Annotated in this window: 10 protein-coding genes; 7 read left to right on the forward strand and 3 right to left on the reverse strand. The window is 65.4% G+C overall.

Annotation, left to right across the window (positions count from 1 at the left end; genetic code table 11):
* The coding region (locus QP089_RS28255; RefSeq protein WP_285915464.1) for a hypothetical protein at positions 1 to 1903 on the forward strand (1903 nt) is incomplete at its 5' end.
* A gap of 401 nt (positions 1904 to 2304) precedes the next feature.
* On the opposite strand, the gene QP089_RS28260 is transcribed toward QP089_RS28255, so the two are convergent.
* The 3 genes from QP089_RS28260 to QP089_RS28270 all read right to left on the reverse strand — a co-directional run bounded on the left by QP089_RS28260 (position 2305) and on the right by QP089_RS28270 (position 7100).
* A complete protein-coding gene (locus QP089_RS28260; protein WP_285915465.1) occupies positions 2305 to 5805 on the reverse strand; it encodes a phosphotransferase in 3501 nt (1166 codons plus the stop codon).
* A gap of 282 nt (positions 5806 to 6087) precedes the next feature.
* Entirely contained in the window at positions 6088 to 6294 is a 207-nt protein-coding gene (locus tag QP089_RS28265) for a DUF397 domain-containing protein (protein ID WP_285915467.1), read from the reverse strand.
* Complete coding sequence (locus tag QP089_RS28270; RefSeq protein WP_285915468.1) at positions 6291 to 7100, reverse strand: helix-turn-helix domain-containing protein; 810 nt, start codon at positions 7098 to 7100, stop codon at positions 6291 to 6293. The genes QP089_RS28265 and QP089_RS28270 overlap by 4 nt, the downstream gene beginning before the upstream one ends.
* Before the next feature lie 121 nt (positions 7101 to 7221).
* On the opposite strand from QP089_RS28270, the gene QP089_RS28275 reads away from it, so the two are divergent.
* From QP089_RS28275 to QP089_RS28300, 6 genes are all read left to right on the forward strand, one after another.
* The gene (locus tag QP089_RS28275) at positions 7222 to 7503 is read left to right on the forward strand and encodes a hypothetical protein (RefSeq protein ID WP_285915470.1); all 282 of its coding nucleotides are present in this window, start codon (positions 7222 to 7224) and stop codon (positions 7501 to 7503) included.
* Positions 7500 to 7886, forward strand: a complete 387-nt coding sequence (locus QP089_RS28280; protein ID WP_285915472.1) for an ATP-binding protein — start codon at positions 7500 to 7502, stop codon at positions 7884 to 7886. The genes QP089_RS28275 and QP089_RS28280 overlap by 4 nt, the downstream gene beginning before the upstream one ends.
* A gap of 1030 nt (positions 7887 to 8916) precedes the next feature.
* The gene (locus QP089_RS28285) at positions 8917 to 9357 is read left to right on the forward strand and encodes a MobC family plasmid mobilization relaxosome protein (protein WP_285915474.1); all 441 of its coding nucleotides are present in this window, start codon (positions 8917 to 8919) and stop codon (positions 9355 to 9357) included.
* On the forward strand, positions 9354 to 10895 hold the full coding sequence (locus QP089_RS28290) for a relaxase/mobilization nuclease domain-containing protein (RefSeq protein ID WP_285915476.1): 1542 nt from the start codon (positions 9354 to 9356) through the stop codon (positions 10893 to 10895). Before QP089_RS28285 ends, QP089_RS28290 begins: the two co-directional genes overlap by 4 nt.
* 224 nt (positions 10896 to 11119) lie before the next feature.
* Entirely contained in the window at positions 11120 to 11686 is a 567-nt protein-coding gene (locus QP089_RS28295) for a hypothetical protein (protein ID WP_285915478.1), read from the forward strand.
* Between the two features lie 11 nt (positions 11687 to 11697).
* Complete coding sequence (locus QP089_RS28300) at positions 11698 to 11901, forward strand: helix-turn-helix domain-containing protein (RefSeq protein WP_285915480.1); 204 nt, start codon at positions 11698 to 11700, stop codon at positions 11899 to 11901.
* The last annotated feature ends 367 nt before the right edge of the window (positions 11902 to 12268 follow it).

Here is a 12268-nt window from a genome sequence, read left to right on the forward strand (position 1 = left end):
ATGCCGGGATCAGCGGTTCGGCAAGCTCCCACAACTCATCCGGCACGAGACGCAACGCAAGATCCGACGACACGATCCCGCATTATTCCGCAGGACGTACGCGGCCCACATGAGACACGTTCTAAGTCGGTTCCGTCAGTACGAGGTGCCGGTTGAGGGAGATGACTGGCGTCCCACGGTGTTGCTTCCTAAGAATCAGACGGCTATTTTTGAGGGTCGAGAAGAGCAGTTGCGCGAACTGCGTGATTGGTTCGACGATATCGGCTCTCGAGCTTGCAATATTTACGGCGAGGGTGGTATCGGAAAGACGACACTCACTCTCCATTTTCTCAATGCAATCCTGAATGCGGAGTCGCCGGCACCGAAATGGCGTCCGGAGGTAATATGCTTCTTTAGTGCGAAGCAGACGCGCTGGGGGCCGGAGGGCCTCCAGGTTCTGCATGGCACGGTCCCTCCGGTTGAGGATGCAGTGCGCGAGCTGGTCTACTGCTACGAAGACCGCGTTGACCCTGCTTTGTACGAGATGCCAGCGGAAAAGCTGATCAGCAAGGTGGCTGGCAGTCTACGCGAACTTGGGCTGAAGCGGGACGACATCTTGCTCGTCCTAGACAACACCGAGACGCTCGCGTCTAGCGCAGCTGATGAGGAGCGGCTAGCCAAGGTGATCAATTCGATTGCCCGGCATCTTGCTCGTGTTTTGATCACCTCGCGGCGGCGCGAACAGTTGGAGGCCAACCCGATCCGTGTGCCTGGACTCTCCGAGTCCGAGGGCGTTGCCCTGCTGGAGCGGCTCGCGGATGAATACGAGGCCACCCCGTTGAAGCAAACCGGCCGGCCTGGCAAGCGCAAGTTGGTGACGCGCTTCTCCGGGCGGCCGCTGCTCCTAGATGTTCTCGCCAGACTGATAGGCCGGTATCAATACTCGCTCGACAGTGCAACAAATGCTGTGATGCGGTTGGCCTCGGACGATCTCGGGGCTTTCCTTTACGACGATGTGTGGAAGCGACTGGATATCGAGGAGCGCACCGCTCTTCTGGTGATCGGCCAACTTGGAGACACGATCAGTGGGCGACTCGTTGAGTTTGTCTGCTCGGAACTCAAAATTCAACACTCGATTCTACTTGACACATACGAAAAGACGCGATTCGGTGCCCGCCATGATTACTCAACGTCGTACGACCTGGTAATCGAGCCTTCGGCCCGCGCGTTCCTGGCGAAGAAGTATAAGGACTGCTCGGCGGGTCAGCGCGACGCCATCAGTAAGGCCGTCACGGGCTCGATGCGCCGTCACCGCGAGATTCTCAGGGCGCACCAGTCTGTAGTCACCGATCGAGTGAGCAAGGCGTTCCGGAGTGACGCGGCCAAGGCCGCCAAGAATGCGGCCAGTTTCGGTGACTACGAGGACGCAGTTTTCTGGTACGAGCAGGCGATTGAAGCGGACGCAGGCAACGCGGCGCTGTTGGATCGGTTCGCGTTCTTCCTGGCAAACAAGAAGCATGATCTTGATCGAGCCTACAAACTAGCTAAGCGGGCATGCGAACTGGATCCGGATGACGCGGATTCGCATTTTACTGCCGGACACATCGCGGCATCGCTCGGTGAAGTACTCCAAGCGGATAGATTCCTCCTGCGGGCCCAGGGGCTTGGGATCCCAGCGCATCGTTGCGCTCTCCAGCAAGCCAAGGTTCGAGTGGTAGAGCTTGAGAACCTGCACCGGTCTGGCCAACGCGGGACAGCCGACAACCTGTACAGACGTTATCGTAGTGAGATCGATAAGCTGCTCTTCGCCTCCCGCATTAACGTGCCACACGGAGAACTGGACCGGAAGCACATGAGAGAACGCGACCGCGTCAAGAACCGCACTACGGAGATTGCACGGGTGCTAGGTTGGACATTGAGCTAGTTTTGCTTAATCGTTAGCTCATGCTGCCGATATGTGGTGCTTCGTCGACGAAGCGATGAGCCGTCCAGTTGGCATGCTAAACGTTTGGCTGCTGCGGTTCCCGCGTCCTGGGTTCGATTTGTTGAAGGTGGACGTCGCGGGACCGAGGCATCGGTATTGGCCTCGGTAGATCTGGCGGAGTGGCGGCTGCGGGCGATTCGGGGCCGAGGCGACGGTGCCGTTGACCTCGCGTCCCGCCATCATGACTGGGAGCCGGGTGCTGGCGACGGGATATGAGCTTGCGCTCTTCGACGGGCTGAACCCCTTCGACGCGCGCGAGGAAGAGTCCGAGCTTCGCGGACGGGCGTCCATGCCGACCAACTACCGCCCGTATCGGTGGGCGGTGGGGCTGGCCTGGCGGTTTAGAGGTTCAGCTCGCCCTCCACGAGTGCCAGTACGCCGGGATGGTTGTTGCGCAGGTAGCGGGCGATCCACTGACCGTCTGTGTCGGGCAGGCCCAGGGGGACTGTGTCGATCAGGCGGCGCAACAGCATGAGCGGAAGCAGAGCGTTCAGTGCCACGTAGTCGACGTCGCCGTAGCCCTCCAGTAGCGGTTCAGCCGATCCGCCGTGTGGGAGGTCTACGGCAAGGGCCCAGGCCAGGTCGAGCATCGGCGGGCCCTGCTCGGTGGCACCGGGGTCCAGGACGCCGGTGAGGGTGTCGCCGTCGAACAGCGCGTTATGGCCGACGGCGAGGTCCCCGTGGATGGGTGTCATTGGCATCGCGTCACAGGCGTCGCTGAAACGTTGGGCGAGGGCCGGGTAGGTGCGGGGGACAGCACGACGTGCCCCGCCGAGCAGGACGCCGACCGCGCCGGGATCATCTAGGCGCAGGCCGGCGGCCGGGCTGTGGGAGTGCCACGCGCGCAACGTGCGTCCGAGTGCGCGTTGCTGCTCGACGGTCGGGTGGTTGCTGTGCGTTCCTGGGAGCCGTTCGAGGATGGCCCACCAGGTGCCGCCAGGGTCGGTGCCGTGGTCGAGGAGGCGCGGGACCGGAATGCCGGTCGCGGCGCGGAGCTGCTCCAGGTGCAGGGCGGTCTCTAGTCGCTCGTGGGCGCGGTGTTGGAGTTTGATGACGGTGCGTTCCCCGAAGATGATCCCGTCGTCGCCGACTTGCTGGACGGGTGACCCATCGAATGCCGGAGAGGCGGACGCAGACCGCGCAGCGCGATCGAGGGCGTCGTTGGGGAGCCGGTCGGTAGGAATGAACGCCTTTCGGTCAGCCACGTCGAGCGGTGCGCACAGACTGCGGTGCAGGCGCCGAAGCCGGTCTAGGGGCTCCTTCCAGCGCTGTAGAGCGGTGTCGGTACCGTCCAGTAACCGCAAGCCCGCCCCCTCTGGGGCAGGGAGGCCGGCCCACCAGCTGGTCACCTGAACCCAGACGGGTAGGCACTCGGGCTGTGGGCCTTGGACGGACGCGGCGAGTCGGGTAGCGATGGCGGCGGCTTGGTCGATGCGTCCGTCGGCGGCGTACTGCAGCACCCGGATGGCTTCCGCTGGGGTCAGTTCGCCGGTGGCGCCGAGCTCTTCGTATTGACGGGCTGCGGCGTCCAAGAGGTCGGCAGCCTGGCCGTGCTCGCCGCGGAGGGCGTGGGCCATGGAGGCGGCCAGGTCGCACTGCGCCACACCGATCAGTTCCCCGACGGCGGAGTTGAGGTCGCGGGCCCGGGGGACGAGGGCGAGGGTGCGGTCGGGGTCGTACCACATCAGTGCGAGGGCCAGGTGCCGCAGGGCGCGGGCTTCCCACAGCGGTGTTCCCGCACCTTGGGCGGCTTCCAGCGTGGTCTCGAAGAGACGGACGGCATCGGCGAAGCGGGCATTGTGGATATAGGTGTGGCCGAGCATGTCGGCGACACGGATGCGGTCGAGTCCTTCGTCGGTGGCCTTGTCCATCAGGTCGGCGACCTGCCGGTAGTCACCGCGGCGTAGCGCGTTGTCGGCCAGGCCGAACAGAGCACTCGCTCCGATCAGCGAGCCGTCGGCCGCGATCGCCGACAGGTGCTCGATCGCCTCGTCCAGCCGCCCGGCGACGTGGGCGCGGGTACCCAGCTCCCAGCGGTAGTAATCGGCGAACGGGTCAGCGGACTCGGGCGTCGCATGCTCGCCGACCAGCCCATACATCGCCTGATAGCGGTCCTCAGCGTTGAGGTCGCCGCGGGTGGTCAGCCGGGCGACGGCGGACAGGCGCCTCAGCTCGGGAACCGCCTCCGGTGCGGGAAGGGACGCTAGGACCTGCCAGTGGCCGGCGACGCTCAGGCTGTAGGCGAGGTCGGCCAGCACTGGCGGTAGTACGCGGTGCTCGATCGAGGCACGCAATAGCAGCAGGAACGCGGCAACGGTCTGGCGGCTCCGCTCGGCCAGCGATGCCGACTCTTCCTCGTCCCAGATCGACAGCGCGACCTTCGCGAGGTGGCTGATGGCGCGCTCCAGATGTTCGCGGCGCTCGCCGAGCGTCCATCCGTCAGGGGTGTGGGCGTCGCAGTCCAGGACGCTGCGGCGCAGGTTCTCGTGCAGCCGGTAGGCAGGCCACACCGACTCCTCATGGCGGACGAACGGGCGCGAGATGAACGCGTCGATACGCCGGCGGCGGATGCCCGGGAGCATCGCCTGCAGCAGATCCGCATCGAAGGTTTCGAGTAGCGCGGCGGCACGCAAGAGGTCACGGTCGGTCTCCGACAGGTCCCGCATTGTCCGCAACACCAGTTCGGGGAACCCGAGCCCGAACACCTCCGGAGGCGGCGTCTCGCCGCGGGCGAGGTACTGCGCGTAGAGGCTCGCCGAGAGGTCGAGATACAGCGGGGACCCGGCGGATCCGGCGATCATCCGGTCCCGCACGGCCTCGTCGATCGCGGGACGGTCCTCCACGGTCAGCCGGGACGTCAGATACTCGTTCGCGGCCACGGGGTCGAAGCCGTCCAGCCTGACCTGGACGGGCCCGGCGAGTTCGGGCCAGCGGTGGGCGCCACCGTAGGTCAACCCAAGGGAGCGGACCGGGTCGTGCCAGCCCAGCGGCAACCGGCTGGCCGCCAGGAACGCCACGTTCGGCATCAGGTAGACCAGCCGCGACACCAGGTCCTCCAGGCCGCCGCGCTCGGACGGCAGTCCTTGGACGATCTCCAGCGTGTCGAGTACGCACACTGCGAGCGCGGGCCTCTTGGCGCGGGCACGTTCCAGGTCGGCCGACAGCAAGACGGGCATGTAGCCGAGCATCCGGTCAGGGTCGGGCTCATCCAGGATGGGGTCGAGCGCGGGCAGCTCGTTGCGCAGTGACTTCAGCCTGGCCTTCTGCGCGACGGTGCGTCCGAGCTTGTCGAGGACCTGGTAGGTAACGCTGATCGCGCCGAATCCGCCGAGGAGCTGGTCGACGGTCCCGCTGACCTGGTCCGCTGCGCGCCGTCCGTCTGCCGACCCTTTGCCGAGAAAGGCTGCGAGCGACTCACCTGGATGCTTGCGCTCCCAATAGAGGGCCAACGCGACGTCGAACGCCGGCCAGCTACGCGCCAGACGCCCCAGCCCAGCGCGGACGCGCAACAGCAGCGACTCGAAACTGGAGGTGTCGGGGTCCGCGAAATCCAGCACGGCGCAGGCGCGGTTCTTCGGAAGCCCGTCCAACTCTCCCTGAATCGCCAGGTCAGCGACGTGCCGCGTCAGGGTGGACTTGCCAATGCCGCCCTCACCGGCCACCGCGAGAATGTTGACCGCAGGCCGCTGGAAGTCCATCAGCGCCGGGACGGGCCACTCACGTGCGGAGTGCTCGACCAACCAGCGATGACACCGCTCGATCTGCGCTTCCCTGTTCGTGAACACCTCATTGGTGGCAAACGGAGCGTTAGGCCCATAGCCGAAGAACTGGTCGATGCTCACCGGAACACCCGATCACACAGGACCACCCGATGACAACGCGCCCGCAGTCTGCCTCTCGCCCGGGTCGTCGCAAGCCGAGCCCTCGCCGGGTGTCGACCGGCCTCGTGTGCTGGAGCGTTTTCGATCGAGAAAGACATCCTGAAGGACGAGTTCGAGCCTGTCTGGATCACCGGAGTCATGCACAGCTGCGAACCGGCGTTGCTCACGCCCTCGTATGCCGCCAAGTAGAGGAAGCTACGCACGCCTTCGGGCGCGAGTGGGCCAAATGACAGGTCACTCTGCCTATCGCTGAGCGATGAAGTCGAGCTCGTTCCTCTTCGCCCTGGCGACGAAGTCGGCGAAGCTGCCGATGGAAAGCGAGAGGTGCCCGCTGTCCGGGTCCTTGCTGTCTCGTAGGCCGATGGTGTCGTCGAACTGGGCGACCTCCACGCACTGGCCGCTCGTCCCATCGCTGGACCGGCTGCTTTTACGCCATCGGGGGGAAGTCACGTCATGGTCTCCATCAGTTGCTTGATCAGGCTTCGACTGGAGTCTACGGGGAGAGCAACCGCACCAATACGGTCGAATCTCTCCAGCAGTCCGTCGACTTCGGCGACCTCCGGGACGAGTCGTCCTCCGGTGGGCGCCTCGACGTAGCCGACCTGGCCCTCCTTGACCTTGATGACTTTGAACGGCCCGTCAAGGCCGGCGTTGGCGCCCGCTGTATTCGGGACGATCCGAAGCATCACGTTCGGCAACTCGGACACCTCGAGGAGCTTCGCGAGCTGCTCCCGCATGACCGTCTTGCCGCCCACCAGGCAAGCCATGGCCGTCTCCGCCAGCAGCACCCATAGGTCAGCCGGGCTTTCCTTGGTGAGAATCTGCTGTCGCGCCATCCGTGCCTCTACCAGGGCATCGATCCCCGGCTCCCGTCCTTCGACCAGGAGAGCGCGCGCGTAGGCGGGCGTCTGCAAGAGCGCGGGGATCAGCTGGCCGCTGTAGATCCTGAGGACGGTCGCGCGTCCCTCGGAGTCGGTGAAGGTCTTGAACCAGTTCGGATCGTGTCCGAGCCGCGCGTACCAGAGCATGATCGTAAACATGCCGCCGGTGTTCCACTCCGCGTCGAGGACGGACGCCTGGCCATCGGTCAGCTTCGCCTCGCAGTTCTCCAGTCTGGAAATCGAGGAACGAGAGCAGTTGAGGAGCTCGGCCAGGGCGTGGCCTGACATGCCGTGTTGCATGCGCTGAAACCGCAGGTGGTAGGCCATCCACGCCCACATCGACGATCGCGGGTCGGGGGCCTCGTTGATGTGCATGAAGCGTCCGTCCGTCGGTTGAATTCCCAGACGTTCCAGGGAACGGCGACACAGTAACTCTCTAGGAGCACGCTTGTCGCGAGAACTGCGAGGTCAGAGCGGCAGAACAGGGAAACAGCATATGCCGGACAATTTGGAACAAGAACTGCATCTAAGGCGGCGTCATCACCTCCTGATCTGGCTGGCGGACCAATTGCCGCACCACGAAGTGCGCCCTGAAGTCCTCGGTGTCGGCGAGAAGGCCGTCCTGCGCGTCACGAACCACCGCACGCGAAGGATCCACTTCGTTGCGTGCATCCCCGCACCTCAGGCCGGTACGTGGGCATGGGTGTGGTCCTTCGACTGGGCCCTGATCACCGACCCTCGCGCCGTCCCAGCGATCGCCAAGGCGGTGACCCGATGACGACATGGATCATCCTCGGCCGCACGACCCTGCCCGCGATACCCAAGAGCGTCGGCGAAGCCCGCCGGTTCGCCGCCGCGGTACTGGGCGGCAGCGAGCACACGGCCACGGCACAACTGCTGATCTCCGAAGCCTGCACCAACAGCGTGAAGCACTCCGAGTCGCGCCACGGCGGCTCGTTCAACATCACGCTGTACGACTGCGGGGGCTGCTTGCGCTGCGAGGTCATCGACGCAGGCGCCGCCAGCACCCCGACTCGCCGTAACGGCACCGAACTCCGCGACCATGGTCACGGTCTCGTCCTCATCGAGGCCCTCGCTGCCCGCTCCGGCTACGACACGGACAGCTCCGGTCGACTGACCACCTGGTTCGAGCTCACCTGACGTTCCCGCCCCGCGCCAACGCTCCCGCCTGCGTGAGCCTCAAAACGCGAATGGTGCGGGCAGCCGGACGGCTGCTTGAGGGGAGACGGCGTGGCGGCCATCAGATGGAGTTACGCCAGAACGTGACTGTCTGCCCATGTGCCCCGGGCAGCGGTCATGAGCTCATGACGAGCCTTGCCGTCGGCCCGTCGCCAATGCCATCGCGCGCCCTGGCTGGGGCGCCCCGCTCATCAGCGAAGAGCCTGCCGACATCGTGATCCACGATGCCCGTGGCCTTCCTCCTGTACCCGTTGCTGCGGACATCGTCTCGCGAGGCTGCCAGCCGATGATCACGACTTTGGATTCGACGGCTGCGAGAGCATCACAAGGCTCGGGCTCCGCCTCGTGATGGGGAGGGATTTCGAGTGCCGCCTGTCGACAGCGAGGGATGCGTCCCCGCTTGTCCGCCGCTCGTCCGGCGCGGTCCCGTGCTCGTCCGCGTTGGTCCTCGGCTTGTCCGGCACTCGTCCGCGCTTGTCCGCCGCTTGTCCGCGCGGACGACGGCGGACGGGTTGCGGACGGACCGTCCGCCACACACCGGACGAAGCCGGGACGGGGCTCGGGGGTCGTTGGTGCAGCATCGACGCCTGACGCAAGAGTTGCCCAGTGGGGCTCATCATCGGCGGCATCTTGTACGCGAGCCACCCTCGCACCCAATCGCCGCCGCGAGACCGGCATCGGTTCGCCGCTCGAACCTGCCGTGAGCGACCGGTCGACCTCCAAAGAAATCTCGAGGGAGGTAAGTGTCGCGGAGACTCTCTGCACACGAAGTTCTATAGCGTGACTCCTGTCAATTGAAGGTCGGAACTGTCCGGTACTCAACGACACCGTACGGCCCGAATAAACGCCCTGCGACTGAACGTGGCATCGGTCGGCAGAATCGTCGACGACCCTACTTAGAGGCTGCAAGGTAGGACCGTGTCGCGACACGCAATGGACCCGCGGCGGGTCCATTACGTGTGCACCCGGGGCGGGTCGACCGGGCGCGGTCGTGATCGATGTGGTCGGAGGTGGAGCCACGGAAGACGAGCAGGTCAGCGCATCACGCAAGCTGCAGCGACGCTCGCAGCTTGGTGAGGGGCGTCGGCGAGACCGGGAGATGAGGTTCCGAGTCAGCGACGAGGAATACAAGGAGATCTGCGAAGCAGCGCACCGAGCAGGAGCTGCCTACGGGACATTCATCGTTCACACCGTACAAGCAGTCAATCGCCAGCACAGATCTGGATACGAACTGACGCCGGATACCTGCGAGGAACTGCGCGGCATCGCACGACAGTTGAACCGGATCGGCGTGAACCTCAATCAGCTGGCCCGTATCGCGAACACGACGGGACAGGTACCCCACGAACTGCCCGCTGCGTTGGCGTACCTACAGAACGTTCTTCGAAGAGTGGACGCCTCGTCCGTCGAACTCGGCGGGCTCCAGCGTTGATCGGCAAAGTGACCCGGGGCGAGAGCGTCGCCCGGTTGCTGTCCTACCTCTACGGCCCCGGCCGGCGCAACGAACACGTCAATCCCCACCTCGTCGCCGGCTTCCGACTCCCCATGGCCCTGGAACCCGGACTGGACGTCAGAGGCGATCGGGACTTCCGGCATCTGGTCGGAGTCCTGACCTCCCCGCTCGACACTCTCCGACATACCCCGCTGGCGTCTCCGATCTGGCAGTGCTCGGTCCGCGCCGCCCCTGCGGACCGGCGCCTGTCGGACGACGAATGGGCCGACATCGCCGAGGAGGTGATGCACCAGACCGGGTTCGCGCCGCGAGGCGATGACGAAGCATGCCGCTGGATCGCAGTGCGACATGCCGACGACCACATCCACCTCGTCGCTGTCCTGGCGCGCGAGGACGGGCGCAACCCCAACGTCCACCGCGACTACTTCAAGGTCGCCGACGCCTGCCACATCGTCGAGAAGCGTTACGAACTCACCCCGACCGCGCCCGCAGATCGGACAGCAGCCCCACGACCAACCCGAGCCGAGACAGAACTTGCCCACCGCAAGAACTGGCCCGAGCCGCCCCGCGCCACCCTCCGTCGGCACGTAGCCACCGCAGCTGCCGGAGCCGAGAACGAGGGCGACTTCTTTACCGCCCTTGAACACGCCGGAGTGCTAGTCAAGACGCGCCACAGTGCCCGCGCACCCGAGGAGATCACCGGTTACGCCGTTGCGCTCCCACATCACAACAACAAGGAGAACCAACCAGTCTGGTTCTCCGGCAAGAAGCTCGCACCTAACCTGACGCTCTCCAAACTTCGCGAGCGCTGGTCGGCGCCGCACGAGGGCAACCGCTTCGATCGTCGCCCCTTCGGCGGGGTGGACCTGACCCACGAGGAGCGATCCGCTGCTTACCAGCAAGCCGCCCGAGCCGCTGCGACGGCCACCTGGCAGATGCGCCATATCCAGGACCCTGCCGTCCGCGCCGACGTAGCCGCCGCAACCTCCGACGTCTTACACGTGACCGCGGCCCTCACAGGAAACCGGGAACTCGCCCGTGCCGCCGACTTCTACGACCGCGCAGCTCACGAACCCTACGGACGCCAACCACCCTTGACTCCCTACGGCACGAGCCTCCGCAGGGCTGCCAGAGCACTGGCTCTATCCGGTATCAGGGGACAACGCGGTAACCGTCCGAGCCTCGCCGGCGTCCTAACTCACCTGGTCGTGCAACTCGTCGCCCTCATCGAGGCGATCGCGGAGTACCGGCAGTTGCAGCAACGCGCTGCCCAGGCAGCTGCCGCCCGCAAGGCTGCCACCCAGCTCAGCAGACTCAGCCGGTCAGCTCCGCGGCCACCTTCCCCCACGCTGCCACGGACACCACCGAACTACACGGCGGAGCAGAACGCGGCGCGCCTCGCGGCCACAGCCTTCCCCGTACCCCTGAGCGACCAGCTCGCAGACGGTCCATACCGATCCAGCACGCCCACACCGACGCACCCCAGCCCTCACCGCCGCCGGGGCCCAGCACGGTGACCCGACCACGCAACCCCGGCGCCACGCCGTCCTGGTCCTGGCACAAAGATCAGCGCCTCTGCATACTACGGAGCGTAAACAGCGCCAACAATGCGCAAGCAGTGCACCGCCGCAGCATCCGCGCCGGCAGAGTGGCACTACCTCACGACCACCACGCAAGAGAGGCGAGGCAATGACCGATCACAGCCCCCAGGCGGGCCCCGTATCTACAAGGACACATTCACATGACCGATCACAGGCAGGCTCCGGCTACTGCCCGTAACGACGACCAAACGGCGGACCTCGCGAGCGACCTCTACGAACACGTCCGCCAGCTCAACCTCGCCACGGCCGGCCCTCCGAGCCTCACCCTCCCCGGCACCGCCTACACCGTCCTCGGCAATCTCAGCGCAGCCACCTACGGCCTCGATCAGGTCCTCGACCAGATCAACCGCTTCTTCCTCCGGGAGCTGCAAGCCGGCCGTCTCGGTCACGACCAGGGCGAAGACGTCGCCGACGTCCTGAGCCGCCACGGTCAAGCTCTAGCCGAAGCCAGGCAGCACGCCCGAGCCCTCTGCACGGCCCTCAGCGACGCCCAAGCGACCATCAACGCAGTCCACTCCCGCACCACCCACAGCCGCGAAACGTCCCCAACCACCGACGGAAGAACGCGCCTGGACGACGTCGGCGTAGCAGCGGCGGCCAACGACTTCCCCAGACCGATCACCGATCCGACGCTCCTCGCACCACCTCTCACCGGCGAACGAAGCCGCTTCATCCGCACTCGCCGCCCGAACTTCCCGGAGGCCTGAGCATGGAGCCGATGACCCACGAGGAACTCGCTGCCCTGCCCACCACAACAACCATCGAAACCGCTGCCCGAGCCCTCGGCCTCGGCCGAACCCGCGCCTACCAACTAGCCCGCGAGAACCGCTTCCCCTGCAAGGTCATCCGCATAGGCGCCACCTACCGAGTAGTCACCGCCGACCTGCAACTCCTTATGGCCGGTACCGACGGCAGTTCATAGACGACTATCGTGATACGAGGCGCATAGACAGGCTATGTCCCGCTGCTACTGTCAGCAAGAAACGATGACGTTCGATGTTCGCGACCCGCATAGTACTTCAGTGGTTGCAACGCGCCAGAAGCAGCGGGTCGCCATCTGTCCCGAGCATCCGATCCAATTGATGGTGGAGTCGGAATGGGGTTGTGGACTGAATCCTTCTGGACAGAAGTGCGGCAGGCAGTATCTCAGGCCGACGTTGAAGTCATCGGGGTCACCCTTCCTTCGTGTGACGTGGGTCTACTTCGATTCGGCCGGGCCAGCACGACGGCTGCCCCATTGAGCCGTTCGGGATGTTGCGACCGCTCCTCGCTTCAGGCCTGACGCGCAG

This window comes from Actinomadura opuntiae, assembly GCF_030283205.1.
Lineage (GTDB): Bacteria > Actinomycetota > Actinomycetes > Streptosporangiales > Streptosporangiaceae > Spirillospora.

Bases quoted from the DNA above. Each gene is read 5' to 3' on its own strand.
- QP089_RS28270 (WP_285915468.1), bottom strand. From the start codon at position 7,100: ATGCACATCAACGAGGCCCCCGACCCGCGATCGTCGATGTGGGCGTGG.
- QP089_RS28275 (WP_285915470.1), top strand. From the start codon at position 7,222: ATGCCGGACAATTTGGAACAAGAACTGCATCTAAGGCGGCGTCATCAC.
- QP089_RS28280 (WP_285915472.1), top strand. From the start codon at position 7,500: ATGACGACATGGATCATCCTCGGCCGCACGACCCTGCCCGCGATACCC.
- QP089_RS28295 (WP_285915478.1), top strand. From the start codon at position 11,120: ATGACCGATCACAGGCAGGCTCCGGCTACTGCCCGTAACGACGACCAA.
- QP089_RS28300 (WP_285915480.1), top strand. From the start codon at position 11,698: ATGACCCACGAGGAACTCGCTGCCCTGCCCACCACAACAACCATCGAA.